General features: G+C 68.0%; 21 protein-coding genes and 1 tRNA gene. 16 read left to right on the top strand and 6 right to left on the bottom strand.

Going from position 1 to position 24,154, the window contains the following annotated elements; genetic code table 11:
• The first annotated feature begins 555 nt into the window (after positions 1-555).
• From pstS to rnt, 12 genes are all read left to right on the top strand, one after another.
• Entirely contained in the window at positions 556-1,647 is a 1,092-nt protein-coding gene (pstS, locus tag SOM39_RS18050) for a phosphate ABC transporter substrate-binding protein PstS (RefSeq protein ID WP_320459156.1), read from the top strand.
• A 62-nt stretch (positions 1,648-1,709) separates the two neighbouring features.
• Entirely contained in the window at positions 1,710-2,678 is a 969-nt protein-coding gene (gene pstC, locus SOM39_RS18045; RefSeq protein ID WP_068850586.1) for a phosphate ABC transporter permease subunit PstC, read from the top strand.
• Positions 2,678-3,553 (top strand): phosphate ABC transporter permease PstA, encoded by an 876-nt coding sequence (gene pstA, locus SOM39_RS18040; protein WP_095363776.1) that lies wholly within the window; start codon positions 2,678-2,680, stop codon positions 3,551-3,553. Before pstC ends, pstA begins: the two co-directional genes overlap by 1 nt.
• Before the next feature lie 19 nt (positions 3,554-3,572).
• Positions 3,573-4,403 (top strand): phosphate ABC transporter ATP-binding protein PstB, encoded by an 831-nt coding sequence (gene pstB / locus SOM39_RS18035; RefSeq protein ID WP_320459203.1) that lies wholly within the window; start codon positions 3,573-3,575, stop codon positions 4,401-4,403.
• Positions 4,404-4,455: 52 nt separating this feature from the next.
• Positions 4,456-5,160: a phosphate signaling complex protein PhoU gene (phoU, locus tag SOM39_RS18030; protein WP_068854604.1), complete on the top strand. Its 705-nt coding sequence runs from the start codon at positions 4,456-4,458 to the stop codon at positions 5,158-5,160.
• 130 nt (positions 5,161-5,290) lie between these two features.
• Positions 5,291-5,632, top strand: coding sequence for an RcnB family protein (locus SOM39_RS18025; protein ID WP_320459155.1), 342 nt, complete (start codon positions 5,291-5,293; stop codon positions 5,630-5,632).
• A 222-nt stretch (positions 5,633-5,854) separates the two neighbouring features.
• Positions 5,855-6,364: an RNA polymerase sigma factor gene (locus SOM39_RS18020; protein WP_068850579.1), complete on the top strand. Its 510-nt coding sequence runs from the start codon at positions 5,855-5,857 to the stop codon at positions 6,362-6,364.
• Positions 6,365-6,445: 81 nt separating this feature from the next.
• Positions 6,446-6,796 (top strand): hypothetical protein, encoded by a 351-nt coding sequence (locus tag SOM39_RS18015; protein WP_068850577.1) that lies wholly within the window; start codon positions 6,446-6,448, stop codon positions 6,794-6,796.
• Complete coding sequence (locus SOM39_RS18010) at positions 6,783-7,646, top strand: DUF692 domain-containing protein (RefSeq protein ID WP_414715898.1); 864 nt, start codon at positions 6,783-6,785, stop codon at positions 7,644-7,646. Before SOM39_RS18015 ends, SOM39_RS18010 begins: the two co-directional genes overlap by 14 nt.
• Complete coding sequence (locus tag SOM39_RS18005) at positions 7,643-8,398, top strand: DNA-binding domain-containing protein (protein WP_095363778.1); 756 nt, start codon at positions 7,643-7,645, stop codon at positions 8,396-8,398. Before SOM39_RS18010 ends, SOM39_RS18005 begins: the two co-directional genes overlap by 4 nt.
• A 76-nt stretch (positions 8,399-8,474) precedes the next feature.
• Positions 8,475-9,134 carry a DoxX family protein gene (locus SOM39_RS18000; RefSeq protein ID WP_095363779.1) on the top strand — a complete coding sequence of 220 codons (660 nt, stop codon included), beginning with the start codon at positions 8,475-8,477 and terminating at the stop codon, positions 9,132-9,134.
• An 84-nt stretch (positions 9,135-9,218) separates the two neighbouring features.
• Positions 9,219-9,806 (top strand): ribonuclease T, encoded by a 588-nt coding sequence (gene rnt, locus SOM39_RS17995; protein WP_068854601.1) that lies wholly within the window; start codon positions 9,219-9,221, stop codon positions 9,804-9,806.
• On the opposite strand, the gene SOM39_RS17990 is transcribed toward rnt, so the two are convergent.
• From SOM39_RS17990 to SOM39_RS17980, 3 genes are all read right to left on the bottom strand, one after another.
• Complete coding sequence (locus tag SOM39_RS17990; protein ID WP_320459153.1) at positions 9,807-12,833, bottom strand: two-component regulator propeller domain-containing protein; 3,027 nt, start codon at positions 12,831-12,833, stop codon at positions 9,807-9,809.
• A gap of 151 nt (positions 12,834-12,984) precedes the next feature.
• On the bottom strand, positions 12,985-14,394 hold the full coding sequence (locus tag SOM39_RS17985; RefSeq protein WP_320459152.1) for an ATP-binding protein: 1,410 nt from the start codon (positions 14,392-14,394) through the stop codon (positions 12,985-12,987).
• On the bottom strand, positions 14,391-15,101 hold the full coding sequence (locus tag SOM39_RS17980) for a response regulator (RefSeq protein WP_095363782.1): 711 nt from the start codon (positions 15,099-15,101) through the stop codon (positions 14,391-14,393). Before SOM39_RS17980 ends, SOM39_RS17985 begins: the two co-directional genes overlap by 4 nt.
• A 218-nt stretch (positions 15,102-15,319) precedes the next feature.
• On the opposite strand from SOM39_RS17980, the gene SOM39_RS17975 reads away from it, so the two are divergent.
• The 3 genes from SOM39_RS17975 to SOM39_RS17965 are packed head-to-tail and all read left to right on the top strand — an operon-like array spanning position 15,320 to position 19,928.
• Positions 15,320-16,558 carry an efflux RND transporter periplasmic adaptor subunit gene (locus SOM39_RS17975; RefSeq protein WP_320459151.1) on the top strand — a complete coding sequence of 413 codons (1,239 nt, stop codon included), beginning with the start codon at positions 15,320-15,322 and terminating at the stop codon, positions 16,556-16,558.
• On the top strand, positions 16,555-18,525 hold the full coding sequence (locus tag SOM39_RS17970; protein WP_307107199.1) for a MacB family efflux pump subunit: 1,971 nt from the start codon (positions 16,555-16,557) through the stop codon (positions 18,523-18,525). Before SOM39_RS17975 ends, SOM39_RS17970 begins: the two co-directional genes overlap by 4 nt.
• A complete protein-coding gene (locus tag SOM39_RS17965) occupies positions 18,522-19,928 on the top strand; it encodes a TolC family protein (protein WP_320459150.1) in 1,407 nt (468 codons plus the stop codon). The genes SOM39_RS17970 and SOM39_RS17965 overlap by 4 nt, the downstream gene beginning before the upstream one ends.
• A 9-nt stretch (positions 19,929-19,937) precedes the next feature.
• On the opposite strand, the gene rlmB is transcribed toward SOM39_RS17965, so the two are convergent.
• From rlmB to rnr, 3 genes are all read right to left on the bottom strand, one after another.
• Positions 19,938-20,681 (bottom strand): 23S rRNA (guanosine(2251)-2'-O)-methyltransferase RlmB, encoded by a 744-nt coding sequence (gene rlmB, locus SOM39_RS17960; protein WP_068850558.1) that lies wholly within the window; start codon positions 20,679-20,681, stop codon positions 19,938-19,940.
• Between the two features lie 84 nt (positions 20,682-20,765).
• On the bottom strand, positions 20,766-21,236 hold the full coding sequence (locus SOM39_RS17955) for a GFA family protein (RefSeq protein WP_320459149.1): 471 nt from the start codon (positions 21,234-21,236) through the stop codon (positions 20,766-20,768).
• A 13-nt stretch (positions 21,237-21,249) separates the two neighbouring features.
• A complete protein-coding gene (gene rnr, locus SOM39_RS17950) occupies positions 21,250-23,592 on the bottom strand; it encodes a ribonuclease R (protein WP_414715902.1) in 2,343 nt (780 codons plus the stop codon).
• Between the two features lie 248 nt (positions 23,593-23,840).
• Between rnr and SOM39_RS17945 the strand changes: the two genes are divergently transcribed.
• Positions 23,841-23,927, top strand: a tRNA-Leu gene (locus SOM39_RS17945).
• Positions 23,928-24,154: the final 227 nt, after the last annotated feature.

Below are 24,154 nucleotides of genomic sequence, written 5' to 3'. Positions count from 1 at the left end.
TTGAAAGGGCTCACGGCCAACGGTCGTGACCTACCTGGCAACGGTGTCGCCAGGTCCTCTCTCCCCCTGGCGGCACCACCGGCGCGGATCGAAAGGTCCGCGCTTTTTTTTTAATCTGCCGCGAGCGTTGAGGGCCCCGCCGCGACCGGTAGGCCCCTGTGCAAATGTCCCCCGGCGTCGGCCTGCGGCCGCCCCCTCCTCCTTTAATTTGCCAGGGACCTACCGGCCGCGACGGGGCTCGGCTTGCGGTTGGCAGGGAAAAGCGGACGCCACGGTGCAACGCCGGTGGATCGAGCGCCGGGGCGCCATGCCCTTGGAGGCGAATTAAAGGAGGAGGTGTCGGCCGCAGGCCGACGCCGGGGGACATTCGCCGGAAAGGGTGTGGCGCCCCGGCGCTCGATTCACCGGCAGCCGCTGTAGATCCCCCCGCCAGCCCTTGCCCCAAGGGCCTCGAGCGTGCCCCCGGTCACGACGTCATCAAGCTGTAACAAAAACATCATTTCATAGCAGCGTCAGCCGGCAAGACCGGCCCCCTATCCCGCTACGGAGTGACGCATGAAACTGCATACGGCCGGCTTCGCCGCCCTTTCCCTGGCCATCGCGCTGGGCCTGTCCGCCTGCAAGCCGGCCGCCGAAGGCCAGGCTACCGCCCCGGCAGAAGGCGCCCCCGCCGCTGCTCCGGCCGCCGGCGACAAGCTGACCGCCGAGATTTCCGGCGCCGGCGCCTCCTTCATCTTCCCGCTGGTCTCCAAGTGGTCGGCCGACTACAACGCCGCCACCGGTGCCAAGGTCAACTATCAGTCGATCGGTTCGGGCGGCGGTATCGCCCAGATCAAGGCCGGCACGGTCGACTTCGGTTCTTCCGACAAGCCGCTGTCCAGCGAAGAGCTGGCCCAGGCCGGCCTGGGCCAGTTCCCGTCCGCCATCGGCGGCGTTGTCCCGGTGGTGAACATCGACGGCCTGGAAGCCGGCAAGCTGCGCCTGAGCGGCCCGCTGCTGGCCGATATCTTCCTGGGCAAGGTCAAGACCTGGAACGACCCGGCCATCGTGGCCGCCAACCCGGGCGTGAAGCTGCCGGACGGCAAGATCACCCTGGTCCACCGTTCGGACGGCTCGGGCACCACCTTCAACTTCTCCAACTACCTGTCCAAGGTCAGCCCGGACTGGAAGAGCAAGGTCGGCGAAGGCACCTCGGTGCAGTGGCCGGACGGCGTGGGTGGCAAGGGCAATGAAGGCGTGGCTTCGTACGTGAAGCAGATCAAGGGCTCGATCGGCTACGTCGAACTGGCCTACGCGCTGCAGAACGGCATGCCGTATGCCTCGATGCAGAACGCCGCCGGCAACTGGGTGCAGCCGACCGCGGAAACCTTCGGTGCCGCCGCAGCCAGCGCCGACTGGGCCAGCGCCAAGGACTTCAACCTGGTCATCACCAACGCCCCGGGCGACCAGGCGTGGCCGATCACCGCCACCAATTTCATGCTGATGCACAAGCAGGCCAAGGATGCCAAGCGCAGCAAGGACACCCTGGCGTTCTTCAAGTGGGCCTTCGAGAACGGCCAGGCCCAGGCCAATGAACTGCACTACGTGCCGCTGCCGGCGGAACTGGTGAAGCAGATCGAAGGCTACTGGACCGCTGAATTCAAATGATGCAACCCAGGCCCGCGCGCTGCGCGGGCCTGCCCCCTACCTAACGGGCCCCAGCCTTACCCATGAATGCCATCGCCCAGCCTGTTCCCGCACCGTCCACCCGCGACCTGCGTGACGCCCGCAATGACAAACTGTTCCGGTGGGTGCTGATCGCCACCGTCGTCCTGGTCCTGGTCGCCCTGGCCTGCGCCGCGCTCTCGATGCTGTGGGGCGGCCGCCATGCCCTGCAGGAGCAGGGCCTGAGCTTCTTCTATTCTTCCGACTGGAATCCGGTGGAGAACAAGTTCGGTGCGCTGGCACCGATCTACGGCACGTTGGTCACCGCCCTGATCGCGATGCTGATCGCGGTGCCGGTGAGCTTCGGCATCGCCTTCTTCCTCACCGAAGTGGCCCCGCGCTGGATGCGCGGCCCGGTCGGTACCGCCATCGAACTGCTGGCCGGCATCCCCTCGATCATCTACGGCATGTGGGGCCTGTTCGTGCTGGTTCCGGTGATGACCGAGTACGTTACCCCGACCCTCAATGAAACCCTGGGCGAATGGCCGATCATCGGCCCGCTGTTCCAGGGCCCGCCGCTGGGCATCGGCGTGCTGACCGCCGGCTTCGTGCTGGCGATCATGGTCATTCCGTTCATCTCCTCGGTAATGCGCGAAGTGTTCCTGACCGTGCCGACCCGCCTGAAGGAATCGGCCTACGCGCTGGGCTCCACCAAGTGGGAAGTAAGCTGGGACATCGTGCTGCCCTACACGCGCTCGGCCGTGATCGGCGGCATCTTCCTCGGTCTGGGCCGTGCGCTGGGTGAAACCATGGCCGTGGCCTTCGTGATCGGCAACAGCGTGCGCCTGTCGCCCTCGCTGCTGGAACCGGGCACCACCATCGCCGCGCTGATCGCCAATGACTTCGGCGAGGCCACCGAGACCTACCGCTCGGCGCTGCTGCTGCTCGGCTTCGTGCTGTTCATCGTGACGTTCGTGGTGCTGGCAATCGCCCGCCTGATGCTGATGCGCCTGTCCCGCAAGGAGGGCAACTGATGAGCACCGCCGTCGCCAACAACCCGCAGCCGCTGTACCTGCGCCGCCGCATCGTCAACATCGTCGCGCTGCTGCTGTCCTGCCTGACCGCGCTGTTCGGCCTGTTCTTCCTGGGCTGGATCCTGTTCACCCTGGCCTCCAAGGGCCTGCCCGGGATCAACCTGGACCTGTTCACCAAGATGACCCCGCCGCCCATGCAGGAAGGTGGCCTGGCCAATGCCTTCTTCGGCAGCGCGGTGATGTGCGCGCTGGCGATCGCCATCGGCACGCCGCTGGGCGTGCTGGCCGGCACCTGGCTGGCCGAGTACGGCAACTTCCGCAAGGCCGGCACGGTGGTGCGTTTCGTCAACGACATCCTGCTGTCGGCACCGTCCATCGTGCTGGGCCTGTTCGTCTACACCCTGTACGTGATGCAGACCGGTGGCCAGTTCTCGGCCTTCGCCGGCGCGCTGTCGCTGTCCTTCATCGTGCTGCCGGTGGTGGTACGCACCACCGATGAAATGCTGCGCCTGGTGCCCTCGCAGATGCGCGAAGCGGCCCTCTCGCTGGGCATCCCGCAGTGGAAGGTCACCGTGCAGGTGCTGTACCGCAGCGCCGCCGCCGGCATCGTCACCGGCATCCTGCTCGCCCTGGCACGCATCTCCGGCGAAACCGCGCCGCTGCTGTTCACCGCCTTCGGCAACCAGTACTGGAACAGCAACGTGTTCCAGCCGATGGCGAGCGTGCCGGTGGTGATGAACCAGTTCGCCGGCAGCCCGTACGAATCCTGGCAGACGCTGGCCTGGGCAGGCGCCCTGGTGCTGACCCTGTTCGTGCTGCTGGTAAGCCTTTCGGCACGCGGCATCCTGCTGCGCAACCGTATCTCCCATGACTGACCTTTCCGCGGACACCGCCATGAACGACCTCACCAATGCCGTGCCGATGCAGCGCATCGCGGTGCCGGCCTCGCATGAATCGCTGGGCAACCCTGCGCCGATCAAGCTGGCCGCCCGTGGCCTGGATTTCTACTACGACAAGTTCCATGCACTGAAGAACATCAGCCTGGAAGTGCCCGAGAAGCGCGTCACCGCGCTGATCGGTCCATCCGGCTGCGGCAAGTCCACCCTGCTGCGCATCTTCAACCGCATCTACGCGTTGTACCCGAAGCTGGAAGCGCGCGGCGAAGTGCTGCTGGATGGTGAGAACATCCTCTCGCCCAGGTACCCGATGAATCGCCTGCGCAGCAAGGTCGGCATGGTGTTCCAGAAGCCGGTGCCGTTCCCGATGACCATCTTCGAGAACGTCGCCTACGGCATCCGCCACCACGAAAAGCTGTCCAAGGCGGACATGAACGACCGCGTCGAACATGCGCTGCGCCAAGGTGCGCTGTGGGACGAAGTGAAGGACAAGCTCGGCCAGAGCGCGCTGGGCCTGTCCGGTGGCCAGCAGCAGCGCCTGTGCATCGCCCGTGCCGTGGCCCTGCGCCCGGACGTGCTGCTGCTCGACGAGCCGACCTCGGCGCTGGACCCGATCTCCACCAGCCGCATCGAGCAGCTGGTGGAAGAGCTCAAGCACGACTACACCATCGTGATCGTGACCCACAACATGCAGCAGGCCGCGCGCGTGTCCGACTACACCGCCTTCATGTACCTGGGCGACCTGATCGAACACGACCGCACCGAAGTGATCTTCTCGCAGCCGAACAAGCAGCAGACCGAGGATTACATCACCGGGCGGTTCGGCTGAGCCAGGCCGTTTGCGCGACGATGCCACCAACCAGACAATCGAGCACATCACAATGAACATTCCGAACGACCACATCGTCAAGAGCTACGACGAAGAACAGCAGCGGCTGGTGGCCGAAATCGTGCGCATGGGCGAAATGTCCGTAGCGCAGCTGGAAGCGGCGCTGGACGTGATCGAGCGCCGCGACGACAACGCTGCCCAGCGCATCATCGCCAACGATGAGGCGATCGACAGCCTGGAGCAGCAGATCAGCCATGACGTGATGCGCCTGGCGCTGCGCGGCCCGATGGCGCGCGACCTGCGCGAGATCCTGGCCGGCCTGCGCATCCCGGCCGACATCGAGCGGATCGGCGACTATGCGGCCAACGTCGCCAAGCGCTCGATCGCGCTGAGCAAAGTGCCGCCGCTGCCGCAGATCCAGGGCCTGCGGTCGCTGGGCCGGCTGGCCGCCCAGCAGGTGCGGCGTGCCATCGAGGCCTACCGCGACAACGACGCCGCCGCCGCGCTGGCGCTGCGCGAGGACGATGCCCGGCTGGACGCGCAGTACACCGCGCTGTTCCGCGAGCTGCTGACCTACATGATGGAAGACCCGCGCAACATCACCCCGTGCACCCACCTGCTGTTCATGGCCAAGAACCTGGAACGGGTGGGCGACCACGCCACCAACATCGCCGAGAACGTGTGGTTCCTGGTGCACGGCGAGCAGGCGCTGCCGCCGCGCGAGAAGCGCGACGAGACCAGTACCGAGCGCCTGTAAGCACGCGCCGGCGCGTGTTACACGCCGATACAGGCCGATACTGCGTATCGGCCTTTTTTAATTGCCTATTCAGCTGAAAAATCCCACTCTGGACCTGCGTTCCACCCCACCGCTCCAGAGGGCCTGCACCATGAAACGTTTCCTCGCCGCTACGCTGTCGCTGACCCTGCTTGCCGCGACCGGTTCCGCCTTCGCCGCCCCGCCCCACCATGACGACCGCGACAACCGCGACCGCCATGACCAGCGCGATGACCGCAGCCATGGCCCGTCGCGCGGGCACGACCGCCACGATCCGCCGCGCCGTGGCGGCCACCTGGACAAGGATCATCGTGGCGCGTACGTAAGCGACTACAAGCGCCACGGCCTGCATGCGCCCAAGCGCGGCCAGCAGTGGCGCAAGGTAGATGACCGCTACGTGCTGATCGCGGTCGCCACCGGCCTGATCGCCGACGTGGTGCTCAACGGCCGTTGATTCACTGGCGACAGCCCAGTCCACGCGACGCGCCGGGTCCTCCCGGCGCGTCTGCGTTTGCGGCCGGGTCATCGCCGTCCCGGAGTGTCGCGAACATCCGGTAATGTCGCGAACGCACCATTGGTACTGAATCGCCCCTGTCTCAGACCGGCGACCCGCGCATCCTTGCGGCCCCGCGCACGCTCTTATCCTGTGCCACGTTGAACAGGATCCGCCGACCGCATGCACCGCCTCTGCCCGCACGAACTTGCCGCCGCCCATCGCGGCGACCGCGCCGCGCTGGACCGCGTCCTGCGCCATTCGCGCCAGCACCTGCGCCGCTATGCCGAGTACCACTGCGTCATCAACGATGTTGAGGACGCCGTGCAGGAAAGCCTGATCACCGTTTCACGACGGTTGTGCGACCTGCGCCTGGTCGAGTGTTTCACCTCGTGGGCGTTCCGCATCGTCAAGCGCGAGTGCAACCGGCTCAAGCGTGCGCGCTGCCAGTGGCGGCACGAAGAACTGCGCGAGGAGATCCTGCCGCCGGCCCAGCGCGACAACCTGGACCTGCGCCGCGATTGCGCCGCTGCGCTCGAATCGCTGCCCGCCCATTACCGCGAAGTGATCCTGCTGCGCGACCTGGAGGGGTTGTCGATCGCCGAACTGGCCGCACGGTTGGCCACTACCCCCGAAACCATCAAGGCCCGGCTGCACCGCGCCCGCGTCATGGCCCGCGAGTACCTGGCCTGATGTTCCCCGCGTGCCGGCAATCCGGCATGCTTCCCCGGCAACACCCCTGCCCATGAAAGGGCATTACAAGGAGCTTTGCGCATGACCCTCTCCACCAAACACGCTTCCCTGCTGGCCTGTGCCGCGCTTGCCGGCGGCCTCGGCCTGGCCGGGACCGCCTCGGCCCTGTCGATGACCGACCTGGCCCAGGGCTACGCCCTGGCTGCCCAGGCCGCGCCCAAAGCCGATTCCAAGACGGCCGAAGGCAAATGCGGCGAAGGCAAGTGCGGTGCCGACAAGGCCACCTCGCATGCTGCCGACAAGAAGCCCGCAGAGGGCAAGTGTGGCGAAGGCAAGTGTGGCGCCGACAAGACCAAGGCCAAGCCAGCGCCTGCCGCCAAGAAGACCGCCGAAGGCAAGTGCGGCGAAGGCAAGTGCGGTGCCGGGCACTGATCCGCGCACCCGCGTGAGCCCTGCACGCCCACTGCCGTTGCCTGCAACGGCGGTGGGACTGGGGCTGCGCCGCGCCCTGCTCGATGACCTGGAACAGGCACCGCCGGGCGATTTCGATTTCCTCGAGTGCGCGCCGGAGAACTGGATCGGGCTGGGCGGCGTGATGGGCGAGCGCCTGCGCGGGCTCAGCGCGCGCCATCCCCTGACCTGCCATGGACTGTCACTGTCGCTGGGCGGCAGCGCGCCGCTGGACGTGGCGTTCATCGACCAGGTCGGGCGTTTCCTGGACGCACACGGTGTGCGCCTCTACAGCGAACACCTGAGCTACTGCAGCGACGACGGCCACCTGTACGACCTGCTGCCGCTGCCGTTCACCGACGAGGCCATCCGCCACACCGCGGGCCGCATCGCACAGGTGCAGGACCGGCTGGGCCGGCGCATCGCAGTGGAGAATGTATCCACCTACCTCACCCCGCATGCGGCGATGAGCGAACTGGCATTCACCACGGCGGTGCTGCAGGAAGCGGACTGCGACCTGCTGCTGGACGTCAACAATGTCTACGTCAACGCCATCAACCATGGCTTCGACCCGGTCGCGTACATCGATGGCCTGCCTGCCGAACGCATCGTCTGCCTGCATGTGGCCGGGCACTTCGATGAAGCCGATGACCTGAAGATCGACACCCATGGCAGCCCCGTGGTGGGGCCGGTGTGGGCGCTGCTGGAACATGCCTGCGCCCGGTTCGGCCCGCGCCCTGGCCTGCTCGAACGCGACTTCAACCTGCCGCCGTATGCCGAACTGCAGGCGGAGCTGCGGCAGATGCGCCGCATCCTGGATGCGGCGGCATGAGCGACCTGTTGCGTGACCAGCAGTTCGCCCTGACCCGCCACCTGCGCGATCCGGCGCATGAACCGTCGCCTCCCGACCTGGAGCCGCGGCGGCTGCAGATCTACCGCGATCTGCTGTTCAACAACCTGCAGGCGCTGCTGGGCAGCAGTTTCCCGGTACTGCTGCAGATGCTGGACGGCGCGGAATGGCAGGCGCTGTGCCGGCGCTACTTCATCGAGCACCGCTGCGCCTCGCCGTTGTTCACCGAGGTCGCTGCCGAGTTCGTGCAGTGGCTGCAGCGGCAGGACACGCTGCCGCGTCCGTTCCTGGCCGAGCTGGCGCATTACGAATGGGTGGAACTGGCCTTGCAGTCGCAGGATGCGCTGCCGCTCGAACCGCCTCGTCCGGATATCGATGCCTGGCGCTGCCTGCTGCAGCGTTCCCCGTTGGCATGGCCCTTGGCGTACCAGTGGCCGGTGCAGCAGATCGGGGCAGCCTTCCAGCCGGTGGACCCGCCGCCCGAACCGACCTTCCTGCTGGCACGCCGGCTGGCCGATGGCCGCATCGTGTTTTCGCAGCTCAGCCCGTTGGCGTGGCAGCTGCTGATCCAGATGGAGGCCCCCGGACACCGCAGCGGCGCCGCGCACCTTGCGCAGCTGGCCGAGGCGAATGGACTGGACCCGGCCGGGCTGGAACCGGCCGGACGTGCCCTGTTGGCGCAGTTGCTCGCGACCAGTGTGATCGGTCCTGCCCGGTCCCCAACCCACGGCTGAACGATGCCGCCGGCGCCCGCATCGTTCATCGCGCGCCGGCCCTCTTCAAGGGACCTCCACTTACCGGGCTGTCCCCATGCATTTCCCCCGCTGCCTTGCTTCCACCCTGCGCCCCCGTCTCGATGGACTCGGCGCCTGGCTTGCGCCACTGGGACTGCGCGTGCTGCTGGCCTGGGAATATCTGGAATCCGGGCTGGAGAAATGGCGCGGGGTGAACTGGTTCGACAACGTGCAATCGCACTTTCCGTTGCCACTGCGCTGGTTGCCGGCCGAGTTCAATTGGCAGGCGGCGACGTGGATCGAACTCATCGGCGGCATCTGCCTGCTGCTGGGCGTGGCCACCCGGGCCACCGCCGCGCTGCTGATCGGGCTCACGGTCGTGGCAACCGCCGCCGTCCATTGGCCTGCGCAGTGGGACTCGCTGGCCACGCTGGCGCAGGGCTATGCGATCAGCGACCAGGGCCAGGGCAACTTCAAGCTGCCGCTGTTGTTCATCGCCATGCTGCTGCCGCTGCTGTTGCAGGGCGCCGGGCGGCTGAGCGTGGATGGCTGGCTGCTCCGGGATCCGCGCGGCCGGGCCGACGCGCTGGCCTGGGGCGGATTGGCGCTGGCCGCCGCCTGGCCGCTGGGGTGGCTGCTGCCGGGTCCGGCCCTGGTGTTGGCCACAGTTGGCACCGCCTTGCTTGGCGTGGCGGTCTGGCACCGCCGCCATGGGACGGTCAGGCCGCTCTGCTAAACTCGCTGCATGACTCAAGACCCCACCCAGACCACCGGCGCGCCGGTGGCCGCTGAAGACATGCCCTCTGCCGCCCAGCGCATGATGGCGACCCGCTTCCGTGGCTTCCTGCCGGTGGTGGTGGATGTGGAAACCGGCGGCTTCGACAGCCAGCGCCATGCGCTGCTGGAGATCGCCGCGGTGCCGATCGAAATGGACGACAACGGCCTGCTCTTTCCCGGGCAGACCGCCAGCGCCCACGTGGTGCCGGCCGAAGGGCTGGACATCGACCCGAAGTCGCTGGAGATCACCGGCATCATCCTCGACCATCCGTTCCGGCTGGCCAAGGCGGAAAAGGACGCGCTGGACCACATCTTCGCGCCGGTGCGCGCGGCGGTGAAGAAGTACGGCTGCCAGCGCGCCATCCTGGTCGGACACAACGCGCACTTCGACCTGGGCTTCATCAATGCGGCGGTGAACCGGGTCGGGCACAAGCGCAACCCGTTCCACCCCTTCAGCGTGTTCGACACGGTGACCATGGCCGGCATCGCCTATGGCCAGACCGTGCTGGCACGGGCGGCCACGGCTGCCGGTCTTGGGTGGGATGCGGAAGAAGCGCATAGCGCGGTGTATGACACCGAGCAGACCGCCAAGCTGTTCTGCAAGATCGCCAACGCCTGGCCGCGCCCCTGATCAGCCGATCGCGGTGCGGTCGCGGCCTTCGCTCTTGGCACGGTACAGCGCGCGGTCGGCGCGCTGGTAGAGCAGCATCGGGGTGCGGTCCCCGGCCTCCAGTTCGACCAGCCCGGCGCTGAAGGTCACCTGCAGGCCCGGTACGCCGGCCCAGTCCGGATGGTCATGGAACAGCCCGCGCAGGCGCGCGCAGACCTGTGCCGCTTCGGCCAGGCGGGTGTCGTTGAGCAGCAGCGTGAATTCCTCACCGCCGGTGCGCGCGGGCATGTCCGAATCACGGCAGGCCGACGCGATCACCCGCGCCACTTCGGTCAGCACCACGTCGCCCACGCTGTGGCTGTGCTGGTCGTTCACTTCCTTGAAGTGGTCGATGTCCAGCACCACCAGGCACAGCGGGTGGCCGCTGCGTTGCGAGCGGGCGAAGTCGCGCGCCAGCGCTTCGTCGAACGCGCGGCGGTTGGGCAGCCCGGTCAGCGCATCCTCGCGCGCCTGCCGCTCGAACTGTTCGGCCTGCACTGCCAAACGCGCGGCCAGCTGGGTCTTCTCTTCGTTCAACGCCTGCAGGCTGGCGGTCTGCGCCTTGAGGTCGCGGGTGGCGGCATCGACCTTGCGTGCCAGGCGTACGTTGCTGGCCTTGTAACGCTTGATCAGGTAGCGGTACAACGCCACCAGCCCGGCCAGCAGCAGCAGGCCACAGACGAACTGCACGCTGCGCCGCTGCCACAGGAACGGTTCCACCGTGAACGACCACACCGCCTCGCTGTCGCCCCAGGTACCGCCCGGGTGCGCGGCGGACACGTGCAGGGTGTAATCGCCCGGCGGCAGGCCGATGAATTCCACGCTGCGCTGCTGGCCGCGTTCGATCCACGCGCTGTCCAGGCCTTCCAGCCGGGTGCGGTAGCGGATGCGTTCGGACATGAGATAGCTCAGGCCCACGTAGCTGATGCTGAGCCGGCGACCACCGGGCAGCGTGTTGTGGTTGGCGCCCTGCCAGTGCAGCGGCACGCCATCGACCAGCACCGTCTCGATCGCCGCCGGCGGTGCCAGCCGTTCGCGGAAGCGCTGCAGGCGCAGCGGGTCCACCGTGCTGAGGCCGCCGGCGGTAACCACCCAGAACGTGCCGTCCTGGCGCAGGATCGCCGAGGGGCCGGAGCTGCCGTTGGCCTGCGAATTGGCCATGCCGTCGATTTCGTTGTAATGCTCGACCTCGATCCGCCGCGTGCGCCCGTCAGCCACGTCGTTGAGCATGGCCATGTCGGTGCGCAGCACGCCACGGTTGCTGCTGATCCAGACGTTGCCGACCCGGTCCGGTACCAGCTGGAACACGGTATCGACCGGCATGCCCTGCTCCAGCCCCACCCGTGACAGGGTGCCGTCCTGGTAGCGGTACAGGCCGCGGTCGCTGCTGATCCACATCGCATCGCCGATCTGCTGGAAACCGAACACACTGCGACCGCCGCCCAGCGGAGCCAGGTCGATGCGTTGCACATGATCGCCGCGCAGCACGCTGATGCCTTCGATGGTGCCCACCCACAGGTCGCCTTCGGCATCGTGGGCCAGCGCGGTGACCAGGCCGGTGGGCATGCCCGGCACGGTCGGCACGGTTACCCCGTTGGCATCGAGACGGGCGACGCCCTTCTGGGTACCGGCCCATACAGCGCCTTCGCGATCCACGCTCATCGCTCGGATGTTGCCGCCGAGAAGGCCGTCGTCGGCACCGTAGCTGCGCAGCATGCGGCCCTGCCCGTCCAGGTGCAGGATGCCGTCGCCAAAGGTCCCCACCCATAACCCGCCTGCATGGTCCTGGGCCAGGCTCAGCACGGACGGTGTCTTGCCGCCGCGGTTGCGCAGCGGCACCGGATGGAACACGCCCTGTGCGTCGCGCCGGTCCAGGCCACTGGCACTGCCCACCCACAGCTGGCGGTCACGGTCTTCCAGCACGGTGCGCACGTAATCGCCGCTGAGCCCGTCACGCTCGGTGAAACTGCTGAACAGCGTTTCGCGCAACCGGTACAGGCCGCCGTTGGCACCGACCCAGATGCTGCCTTCGGCGTCTTCGCGCAGGCTCACCACCCTGCCCCCGGGCAGTGAAAGCCCGGCCGGCAGGCGCTCCACTCCGTGCCGCGACAGGCGCAGCAGCCCCTGGTTTTCGGTCCCAAGCCACAGGTCGCCGTGGCGGTCCTGCAGCATCGAGGTGATGTGCATGCCCGGGGCCAGGCGGTGCTGCAACTGCGGCATGCCATCGAGCATGCGGTAGATGCGCTCGCCAGCCACGATCCACAGCACGCCGTCGGGTGCGCGGTACGGCCACACCAGGCCGTGGCCGAGGCCGTAGCTCTCCGGTGCGCGGCGCAGCACGCCGTCGGTGCCGCGCACCACCAGGCCGTCCAGCGTGCCCACCCAGACCCGGTCCTGCGCATCCACCACCAGCTTGGTGAAGCTCATGGCCATCGGCACGTCGGCCGGCGGCTTCTGGTAGTCGAAGTGGCCGTCGCGGGTCAGGCTGCCGATGCCATTGCCCTCATACAGCAGCCAGAGCCGGCCATGGCTGTCCATCTGCATGGCCTGGATCAGCACCTGCGGGGCCGGCGGCTGGTGTGCGAACACCTGCCAGCGGCCGTCGGCGCTGCGCCGGGTGACGTTGCCGCGCGAATCGCTGATCCACAGCCCGCCCTCGCGGTCGACGAACAGCGCGCCCACCCCGTTGTCGCGCAGGCCCGGCCGGGTGCTGCGGTCGAACACGGTGAAGTCCAGCCCGTTGTAGCGCACCAGCCCTTCCCAGGTGGCGAACCACAGGTGGCCCTCCGGCGTCTGCGCGATGTCACGCAGCGAGTTGTGCGGCAGGCCGTTGCGCGAGGTCCAGACATCGATGGCGTAGTCGCGCAGCGGCGGGGGGCCATCCTGCGCGGCCGATGTGGCCGGTACCCCGATCAACAGGCACAGCAACACCAGCGCCAGGCACAGGCGCTGCACGGTCACTACTGCATGTACCGGCCGCCACCGGTTCCCGCCTCCCCCTTGGCTCATCCGTCAGGATCCGCCAGGGGCGCGGGAAGGGCACGGCGCGGACAGCGCGGCGCCGGGGTGGAAACCAGCCAGATCGGGCGCACTCATGCGGCGAATACGGGCGGGGGTTGCCCATAGTAGGCAAAACCGCGCCCGTTTGCCTCCTGTGCGATCAGCCGGCGCGGGGTGCCGGCGGGCGCGGTGGCGCCGGCCAGTGCACGATGGCCTCCAGCCCGCCCTGCGGATGGTTGCGCAGGTGCAGGGTGGCGCCGTCCTTCTCGGCCAGCGCGCGGGCGATGGTCAGCCCCAGCCCGGCCCCGCCCGTCGCCCGCGAGCGCGAGGTTTCCAGGCGCACGAACGGGTCGAACACGGTTTCCAGGTCGTCCTCGGCCAGGCCCGGACCGCTGTCGCGCACCCGTACCCGCACCCCGTCCGCGCCCTGCTCGACCCGCACCCGGGCCGTGCCGCCGTAGCCCAGCGCGTTGTCCATCAGGTTGGAGAACAACCGGTGCATGGCCAGCGGGCGCAGCATCAGCACCGCGCCACTGCCCTGCTCGAAGCGGGCGTCGGCGCCGGCCTCGACCGCGTCCTCGACAAGGCTTTCCAGCAGCGAATCCAGGTCCAGCGCGGCGCGTGGCTCGGCGCTCTCGGCGCTGCGGGCCAGTTCCAGCCCCTCACGGATCAGCGCCTGCATCGCACCCAGGTCGCCGATCAGGCGCTCGCGCAGGGCTTCGTCGGTTACGTTTTCCAGCCGCAGCCGCAGGCGGGTCACCGGGGTCTGCAGGTCATGGGTGATCGCCGCCAGCATCTGGGTGCGCTCACCCAGCGTGCGCTGCAGGCGCTTCTGCATGGCGTTGAAGGCTTCGGCGGCGCGGCGTACTTCCAGCGGCCCGGTCACCGGCAATGGCGCACGCTGCAGGTCGTCGCCCAGCTCGGCCGCGGCCGAGGCCAGCCGCTGCAGCGGCGCGCTGGCGATGCGCGCAACCACGTAGGCCAGCACGCCAATCGCCAGCACCAGCAGGGTCAGGAACAGCGGGTCCACCGCGAGGATGCCGTTGTGGGCGATGGCCGGCGATTCCAGCGCCAGCGACAACACCGTGCCGTCGCTGAGCGGGACCTGCACCGCGCGGCACTTGGGCGGGATGAAGGCCGGGTCGCGTTCGTGCGGCGGCCGGCGCCGCTGCTGCTGCGGAGGGGGCGGCAACAGTTCCTGCGCCTTGGGCAGGCACGAACGGAACGAGGTGAAATGCACGGTGGCATGCGCCACCGGGCCCGGGCGGTCGTCGAGGATGCCCATCAACGCCGCATCCTCGCGCCCCAGCCGCGCCCCTTCGGGCAGGCTGCGCACCGCCGGCCCGCCCACCGTCAGCAGCCGGTCGCGCAGTTCCGGGTCGCCGTCGAGCATGTTGACGAAGCCCTGCAGCCGATCGGCGATGCGGTTGAGGTTCTGCCGCTCGAATTCCTGCTGCCGCTTGGCACTGGCCAGCATGGTGGCACCGACGGCCGCCACGCTCATGCCCAGCAGCAGGATCACGAACAGCCGACCGACCATCGACGCGAAGAAGCGGCGCAGGCGCATCATTCCAGCGTGACCGCCGTGGCCAGCACATAGCCTTCATTGCGCACGGTCTTGATCAGGCCGTCGCTGCCGCCGTCATCGGCCAGCTTGTTGCGCAGCCGGCTGACCTGCAGGTCGATCGCACGGTCCTGTGATTCGTAGCTGCGCCCGCTGCTCAGCGATACCAGCTGCTCACGCGAGAGCACCTTGTTGGCATGCCCGACGAACACCCGCAGCAGCCGGAACTCGGCACCGGACAGCACCACCACGCGCCCGTCCGGGTCGACCAGATGGCGGTGCTCCAGGTCGAAGATCCAGTGCGAGAAGCGCGCGCGGCGGATCGCCAAGGGTTCCAGGTTGGCCGGCAGCGCTTCGGTCCGGCGCAGCACGTTGCGGATGCGCGCGAGCAGTTCGCGCGGTTCGAACGGCTTGCCCAGGTAATCGTCTGCGCCCATTTCCAGGCCGAGCACGCGGTCGATCGGCTCGCTGCGTGCGGTGAGCATGATCACCGGCGTGGTCGAGCGCGCGCGCAGGTCGCGGCACAGGGTCAGGCCATCCTCGCGCGGCAGGTTGAGGTCGAGCACGATCAGGTCCACGTGCTCGCGTTCCAGCACCTGGCGCATGCCCTGGCCATCGCTGGCGGTGCTGACCTGGTAGCCGGCACGACCGAGCTGTTCGGCCAGCAGCTGGCGGATGTCGTTGTCGTCATCGACGATCAGCAGGCGTTGCATCGTAGTGGTGTTCTCCATGCGGCGATGATCCCCTGTCGGGAGCTGAACCGCATCCTCTGGTTTGCGTATGCATGTTTCAAGGCATGCACACGATACAGAAGGACACGTCGGACCGGGGCGTGGTTACGTGCTGTTACATGCCGTGCGTTGAGCCCTCCACAGGCGCTCTTCACAATGCTGACAACGCCGCACGCCGGCCTGTCGAGTTGACGATCATCGTGAAGTCCCGCCTGCCTACCACCCGTCGCGGCCGCGTGCTGCTGTTGATCGCCCTGGCCCTGCTGGTGTGCGGCATTGTCGCATGGACCCTGCGCAAGCCGGGCGCCCCCACCCTGGCCACCAGCCCGGTGACCCGTGGCGACCTGGAACAGACCGTGGAAGCCACCGGCGTGATCGATGCCTACAAGCTGGTCAGCGTGGGTGCGCAGGCCTCGGGCCAGATCAAATCGCTGAAGGTGCAGCTGGGCGATACCGTCAGGCAGGGCGACCTGATCGCCGAGATCGACGCCACCACCCAGCGCAACGCCGTGCTCAACGCACAGGCATCGCTGGACCAGGTCACCGCCCAGCGCGCGGTGCAGCAGGCCACCCTGCGCCAGGCCGAACTGGAATTCGCGCGCCAGCAGGAAATGCTGGCGGCCGAAGCCACCTCGCGTGCGGAGTTCGACAGCGCCGAGGCCGCGCTCAAGACCGCCCGTGCGCAGGTCAAGGCCTATGACGCGCAGATCCAGGGCCGCCAGACCGAGCTGGGCACGGCCAATGCCAACCTGGCCTACACCCGCATCACCGCGCCGATGGACGGCACCGTGGTCGCGGTGGTGGCCGAAGAAGGCCGCACCGTGAATGCCAACCAGACCGCACCGACCATCGTGATGCTGGCGCGGCTGGACCTGGTGACGGTCAATGCCGAGGTCTCCGAAGCGGACGTGGTCAAGATCAAGGCCGGCATGCCGGTGTACTTCACCACGCTGGGCGACCCGGACCGCAAGTACCACGCCACCCTGCGCCAGATCAATCCGGCGCCGTCGTCGATCGCCAGCGACAGTTCCAGCAGTTCCAGTTCGTCCAGTTCCAGCTCCAGTACGGCGGTGTATTACAACGCCCTGTTCGACGTGGAGAACCCGGACGGCACGCTGCGCATCGACATGACCGCGCAGGTGTCGGTGCTGCTCCAGCAGGCCAAGGGCGTGCTGATCATTCCGTCGGTGGCGCTGGGGCCGAAATCGCGCGATGGCCAATACGTGGTGCGCGTGGCCGATGCCGATGGCATGCCGCAGCCGCGCAAGGTCAGGATCGGCATCAACACCGGTTCCAGCGTGGAGGTGCTGTCTGGGCTGAAGGAAGGCGAGAAGGTCGTGGTCGGCGAAGGCAGCGCCACCCCGGCCGCGTCCGGCAGCGGCAACCGCGGTGGCGCGCAGATGCGCATGGGTGGCCCGGGCATGGGGCCGCGTCGATGAAGACCGCTCCCACGGGCGCGCCGCTGCTGCGGCTGCGCGACCTGCGCCGCGAATTCCCGGCCGGCGACGAAACCATTGCCGTACTGCGCGACGTCAACCTGGACATCGCCGCCGGCGAGATGGTGGCCATCGTCGGCCAGTCCGGCTCGGGCAAGTCGACGCTGATGAACATCCTCGGCTGCCTGGACCGCCCCACCCGCGGCAGCTACCAGGTGGCAGGCCGTGAGACCGGCAGCATGCTGCCGGACGAACTGGCCGAACTGCGCCGCGAACATTTCGGCTTCATCTTCCAGCGCTACCACCTGCTCGGCGACCTCGACGCACGCGGCAACGTGGAAGTGCCCTCGGTGTATGCCGGCAGCCCGGCGCCGGTGCGCAGCGCGCGCGCCGAACAGCTGCTGCAGCGGCTGGGCTTGGGCGACCGCATGCGGCACAAGCCAGGCCAGCTGTCCGGTGGCCAGCAGCAGCGCGTGTCGATCGCGCGGGCGCTCATGAACGGTGGCGAGGTGATCCTGGCCGACGAGCCGACCGGCGCGCTGGACACCAGATCCGGCGAAGAGGTGATGGGCATCCTCGGCGAGCTGCATGCCGAAGGCCACACCATCATCATCGTCACCCACGACATGTCGGTGGCCGAGCACGCCCAGCGCATCATCGAGATCCGCGACGGCGAGATCATCGCCGACCGCGTCAATCCCAAGGCGCCCAGCTACCGTGCGCAGCGCACGCCGACCGTGGCCGCCACCAAAGGCCACAGCTGGCGCGCCGCCCGCGACCGCTTCACCGAAGCGTTCCGGATGGCGCTGCTGGCAATGAACGCGCACCGCCTGCGCACCTTCCTGACCATGCTCGGCATCATCATCGGCATCGCCTCGGTGGTATCGGTGGTGGCGATGGGCAACGGCTCGCAGCAGCAGATCCTGCAGAACATCAGCGCGCTGGGCACCAACACCATCGACGTCTACCCCGGGCGCGGCTTCGGCGACATGCGCTCGGCAAGAGTGCAGACACTAAAGGCCAGCGATGCCGATGCGCTGTCGCGGCAGAGCTACATCGACAGCGTCACCCCCAGCGTGTCCTCTTCGGTCACCGCGCGCTACCGCAACCAGTCGGCCACGGCCCAGGTCAGCGGCGTGGGCGAACAGTTCTTCCGGGTCAAGGGCGTGACCCTGAGCGCCGGCAGCTTCTTCGACGCCGATGCGGTGAAGGGGCTGGCGCAGGTGGCCGTGATCGATGAGAACACCCGCACCCAGTTCTTCCCCAATGGCGCCGACCCGGTCGGCCAGGTGATCCTGCTGGGCAACGTACCGGTGCGCGTGATCGGCGTGGCCCAGCGCCAGAGCATGGGCTTTGGCAGCAGTACCAGCCTGTCGATCTGGGTGCCCTACACCACGGTGATGTCGCGCATGCTCGGCCAGAGCCATGTATCCAGCATCACCGTGCGGGTGGACGATGCCACCCCGATGGATGCGGCGCAGGCCGCCATTTCCAGGCTGCTGGTCATGCGCCATGGCACGGAGGACTTCTTCCTCAGCAACAGCGCCGAGATCCGCGACACCATCGAGCAGACCACCCGCACGATGACCCTGCTGATCAGCGCCATCGCCGCCATCGCGCTGCTGGTCGGCGGGATCGGGGTGATGAACATCATGCTGGTGTCGGTCACCGAGCGCACCCGCGAGATCGGCGTACGCATGGCGGTGGGCGCGCGACAGAGCGACATCCGCCAGCAGTTCCTGATCGAAGCAGTGCTGGTCTGCCTGCTCGGCGGCCTGCTGGGCGTGGGCCTGTCGCTGGTGGTGGGCTGGGTGTTCGACACCTTCGCCCCTGATTTCAGGATGCTGTTCTCCACTGCCTCGATCGTGGCCGCGTTCGCGTGCTCCAGTCTGATCGGCGTGGCGTTCGGCTTCCTTCCGGCACGCAATGCGGCCCAACTCGATCCCGTGGAGGCGCTGGCGCGCGAATGAAGACGTCCATCCTGTTATCCACCACCCTGCTGCTGTCGGCCTGCGTCAGCACCGGCCAGTACCAGGTAGACCCGCCCAGCGTGCCGGCCGTGTACGGCCGTGGCGATGCGCAGCGCAACGCGCCTGTGGAAACCTCCAATGCACCCTCCCCGCTGCGGACCGACGTGCGCGACGACGCCTGGTGGACCGGCTTCGGCGACCCGCGGCTGGACCGCGTGATCGCGCGTGCGCTGCAGGCCAACACCGACCTGGCCTCGGCCGGGCTGGCGGTGCAGCGCGCACGCCTGCAGGCCGGGCTGAGCGACAACGCGCTGTGGCCGCAGCCGTCGGGCAGCGTCGGCAGCAGCGGCAATCGCCCGATCGACCAGGGCGCCGACTGGAACCGCAGCAGTTCGGCCGGGGTCTCGCTGCAGTGGGAAATCGACCTGTGGGGCCGCCTGCGCACCCAGCGCGACATCGCGCAGTGGGAAGCCCAGGCCAGCGAGGAAGACCTGCAGAACACGGCACTGCTGGTGATCGGCGACGTGGCCACGCAGTACTGGACCCTGGCCTACCTCAACCAGTCCATCGCGGCCGGCGAAGCGAACCTGGCACGCCTGCAGCGTACCCGGGAACTGGTGCAGGCCCGCTTCACCGCCGGCGCGGTATCGCGGCTGGAAGTGCGCCAGGCCACCCAGCAGCTGGAAGCACAGCGTGCCGCGCAGAGCGTACTGGAGCAGCAGCGCGTGGCCAGCCGCAATGCGCTGACCGTGCTGCTGGATGGCCAGCCATGGCCACAGGCCGACGAACCGCAGGCGCTGGACAGCGCCGGCAGCCCGGCCATCGCCGAAGGCCTGCCGGCGGACCTGCTGGGCCGGCGCCCGGACCTTCGCGCAGCCGAGCTGCGCCTGCGCAACAGCCTGAAGAACATCAAGGTGACCGCCACCAGCTACTACCCGGCCTTGAGCCTGACCGGCGGGGTGAGCAGCGGCGCGACCACGCTGTCGGATGTGCTGAAGAACCCGGTGGCCTCGCTGGGTGCGGGGCTGTCGCTGCCGTTCCTCAACCTCCGCCAGGCGCAGTTGGATACCAAGATCGCCGGTACCGATTACCAGATCGCGGCCAACACCTTCCGGCGCACGCTGTACACGGCGCTGTCGGAGGTGGACAACGCGCTGTCGGCGCGCACCCAGTTCGCCACCCAGGTGGCGGCGTCGCAGGCGTCGTATGACGAAGCGGTGCAGATCGAGCGCATGTACGAAGTGCGTTACCGGGTCGGCGCCACCGACCTGCGCACCTGGCTGGAAGCGCAGCAGACCCGCCGCGACGCCGAACTGTCGCTGGCGTCGGTGAAGCAGAAACAGCTGGTCAACGACGTGACGCTGTTCAAGGCGTTGGGGGGCAGCGCCAACGGGCCGGTTTGAAGCGGCGCGTCAGCTGCGCTGACGTACCGCTTCAAACAGGCTGACACCCGCAGCCACCGAGACGTTCAGGCTCTCGATGTCGCCCGGCATCGGGATCTTGACCAGGCCGTCGCAGTTTTCGCGGGTCAGGCGGCGCATGCCGTCGGCTTCGCCGCCCAGCACCAGCGCCACGTTGCCCTTCAGGTCGATCGAATACAGCGAGGTGGTGGCTTCGCCGGCCAGGCCGTAGATCCACACGCCCTGCTTCTGCAGGTCCTTCAGGCAGCGCGACAGGTTGGTCACCGCCACCACCGGGATGCGGTCGGCGGCGCCGGCCGAGGTCTTGCGCACGGTGGCATTGACCGTGGCCGACTTGTCCTTGGGAATGATCACCGCAGTGGCACCGGCGGCCGCCGCGCTGCGCAGGCAGGCGCCCAGGTTGTGCGGGTCCTGCACCTCATCCAGGATCAGCAGCAGGGCCTTGCCCTCGGCCGCCTCGACCAGGCCTTCCAGCTCGTTCTCACCGTAGGTGCGGGCTGCCTGGTAGCGCGCAGCCACGCCCTGGTGGCGGACCGAACCGCCCACGCCATCCAGCGCCTGGGTGTTCACCTTGCGCACGTCGATGCCCTTGCGGCGTGCGTTTTCCTCGATTTCGGTCAGCCGCGGATTCTTCGCGCTCGCCTCGATGAGCACTTCGCGGACGTTCTCGGCATCGTTCTCGATCGAGGAGGCGACGGCGTTGACGCCGACAATCCACTGGCTTTGCTTGCTCATTGCGGGGCGGGACCGGTACAGGGGGTGGTAATGGTAGAGCATTGCCGGTCCGGCTGCCGCAGCGCCCGGCCCCTGCCCGGACGCTCAACGGGGCCAGCGGGGGGTGTCGTGGTCCGGGTGCTGGTGGGAAACCAGTGTGCGCAGGCGCTCTGCGTCGGGGTCGTCTTCCTGCAGGATCACCTCGAGCGCGCCCAGCTGGTCCACGAACGGCACCTTGGACTCGGTGCCATACTGCACGGTTGGTGGCAGCCGTTCAGGCTGATCGAACGCGCCGGCGGCCACGGCCATGCCGTCTTCGCCTTCGTAGGTCAGCGGCGTGCCGCAGTCGGCGCAGAAGCCCCGCCGGAAGTGGTTGGAGGACTGGAACCGGCGCGGCTCGCCCCGGGTCCACTGGAAATCGGCCCCGCGTACCGAGACCAGCGGGGCGTAGTACGCCCCGAAGGCCTTCTGGCACATCCGGCAGTGGCAGATGGAACGATCCGGCAGCGCGCCGCGGACATGGAAGCGGACCGCGCCGCATTGGCAACCGCCGGAGAATTCGGGAACCGGGTGCATGGGGCGCCTCCCCTCAGTATTTCTGCTTCTTCCGCTTGGCCGGCTGCCCGCGTGGCGGCAGCTGGGGTTCTTCGTCGCCCTTCTCTTCCACCAGCCGGAAGTCGATCTTGCGTTCTTCCATGCTGGCCTTGAGCACCAGGATCCGCACACGGTCACCCAGGCGGTAGCTGGTGCCACGGCGTTCGCCGCTGAGCGTCTTGCGGGTCGCGTCGAACTGGTAATAGTCGTGCGGCAGCTGGGTGACATGGACCAGGCCGTTGACCTTGGAATCGTCCAGTTCCACGAACAGGCCGAAGCTGGTCACGCCGCTGATCACGCCGTCGAACTGGCCGCCCACGTGCTTTTCCATCCACGCCGCGCGGTAGCGCTCGTCGACCTCGCGCTCGGCCTCGTCGGCGCGGCGCTCGCGTTCGGAGCACTGCAGCGCCAGCGCGGCCATTTCGCGCTGGGTATAGGTGAACTTCTCCAATGGCTTGCCGCTCAGCGCATGCTTGATCGCACGGTGCACCAGCAGATCCGGGTAACGCCGGATCGGCGAGGTGAAGTGCGCATACGCATCCAGCGCCAGGCCGAAGTGGCCCTGGTTGTCCGGCGAGTACACCGCCAGGCTCTGGCTGCGCAGCAGCACCGATTCGATCAGCGCCGAATCGGGGCGCTCGCGCACCTTCTTGAGCAGCTTGGTGTAATCGCCCGGCTGCACCTTGGACCACGGCGGCAGGCTCAGCTTGAATTCCTTGAGGAACTCCAGCAGGTCCTCGAACTTGGCTTCCGGCGGCTTGGCGTGGTCACGGAACGGGGCCGGCACCTGCTTGTACAGCAGGTAGCGTGCGGCCTGCACGTTGGCCGCGATCATGCATTCCTCGATCAGCTTGTGCGCATCGTTGCGCACCAGCATGCCGGCCTGGGTGACTTCGCCGGTGTTGTCGAGCACGAAGCGCACTTCGGAGGATTCGAACTCGATCGCACCACGACGGGTGCGGGCCTTGGCCAGCACCTTGTAAAGCTGGTGCAGGCGCTCGACCTGCGGCAGCAGCGCGCCGATGGCATTGCGCGCGGCCGGATCGTTTTCGCCCACCGCCTGCCAGACCTGGGTGTAGGTCAGGCGCGCGTGCGAGTTCATCACCGCTTCGTAGAAGCGCGAGTGGATGACTTCGCCGTCGCGGTTCACCTGCATGTCGCAGACGAAGCACATGCGGTCGACCTTGGGCATCAGCGAGCAGATGCCGTTGGACAGCGTCTCGGGCAGCATCGGGACCACGAAGCCGGGGAAGTACACCGAGGTGGCGCGCTTCTGTGCTTCATCGTCCAGCGGCGTGCCGGGACGGACGTAGTTGGAGACGTCTGCGATGGCCACCACCAGGCGGAAGCCTTCGGCGTTGGGTTCGCAGTAGACCGCGTCGTCGAAGTCCTTGGCGTCTTCGCCGTCGATGGTGACCAGCGGCGTGCTGCGCAGGTCGACGCGGTCACCGATCATCGCCGGCTCCACCTGCATCGGCACCGAGGCGGCTTCGTCCAGCACCTGCTGCGGGAACTCGAACGGCAGCTCATGGCCGTGGATCGCGGTTTCCACGATCAGCGAGGCAGTGAGCTTGTCGCCGAGCACGGCGATGATGCGGCCGATCGGCGGGCGACGGGTGTCCGGGGCCTGGGTCAGTTCGCACACCACCAGCTGGCCATCGCGGGCGTCGCCGGTCTGGTCGGGCGGGATCTGCACGTTGCGCTGGATGCGCTTGTCATCGGGCACCACGTAATTGATGCCGAACTCGACGCTGAAGCGGCCGATCAGGCGGGTCATGCCGCGCTCGAGCACGCGGGCGATGCTGCCTTCGCGTCGGCCGCGGCGGTCGATGCCGGTGACGTTGGCCAGCACGCGGTCGCCGTGCATGACCTTGCGCATTTCATACGGCGCCAGGAACAGGTCGTCGCCGCCGTCGACCGGGCGCAGGAAGCCGAACCCTTCGGGGTTGGCGATCACCACGCCGGTGATCAGGTTGGTGGCCTGCACCGGGGCGAAGCCGCCACGGCGGTTCTGCACCAGCTGGCCGTCGCGCACCATCGCGCCCAGGCGCTTGCCCAGCGCGTCGGCGCGGTCGGGCTCGGTCAGGCCAAGCTGGATGCCGATTTCCTCGGCGGTCTGCGGGCCATCACAGCGGTCCAGCAGCTGCAGGATCGCTTCGCGGCTGGCGATGGGCTGGGCGTAGCGTTCGGCTTCGCGGGCGGCGAAGGGATCGTCCACGCTGCCCACCGGCGCGCTGGGGCGCGGGTTGCGACGGGTCGGAATCGGCGGGCCATCCGGGCGGGGGCCGGAGCGCTTGCCGCCACGGGGAGGTGCGGGGGTACTCATGGACTCGGGCATCCAGGGCGGCAGCTTGCCGGACTTGGCAGCGGCGCGGGACTTGCCCGACGGACCGGCAGCCTGCTTGGGCGCCGGGGACTTGGGGGCTTTTGCGCCCCGGGTCGGTTTCTTTGATTTCATCGACCCCCATGGTACCGCGTGGCGGTGTGCAGAATGGGTCATTGCCGCTGCCCATGCAGGATTGTGAAGAAATTTAACAAAACCGTTGACAACCCCCGCGGACTTGCCCAGAATTCGCCCCCTGAGTCGCCCAGGTGGCGGAATTGGTAGACGCACTAGCTTCAGGTGCTAGCGGGGGCAACTTCGTGGAGGTTCGAGTCCTCTCCTGGGCACCATGACTCAGTAAATGATCAAACCCGCGAAAGCGGGTTTTTTCGTTTCCAGGGTTTGGTGGTGAGGATTACACGCGATTCCGTTGCGCCGGGCTGCGCCCGGCTTCATGCATCCTGGCGAACAGCCGGTGGCCATCGCTTGGTCTGAGCTGGGCCGGCGGGTGCGGGGGTACGGGGGGCGCCGTGAATCTGTGGTGGTCAAGTTTTTCTGGACACTCTCAAGGGGCGTT

The organism is Stenotrophomonas sp. CFBP8994, from assembly GCF_034044835.1.
Lineage (GTDB): Bacteria > Pseudomonadota > Gammaproteobacteria > Xanthomonadales > Xanthomonadaceae > Stenotrophomonas > Stenotrophomonas rhizophila_A.
The sequence above is the reverse complement of the archived record's forward strand: the minus strand, read 5'-3'. Positions and strand labels throughout refer to the sequence as shown.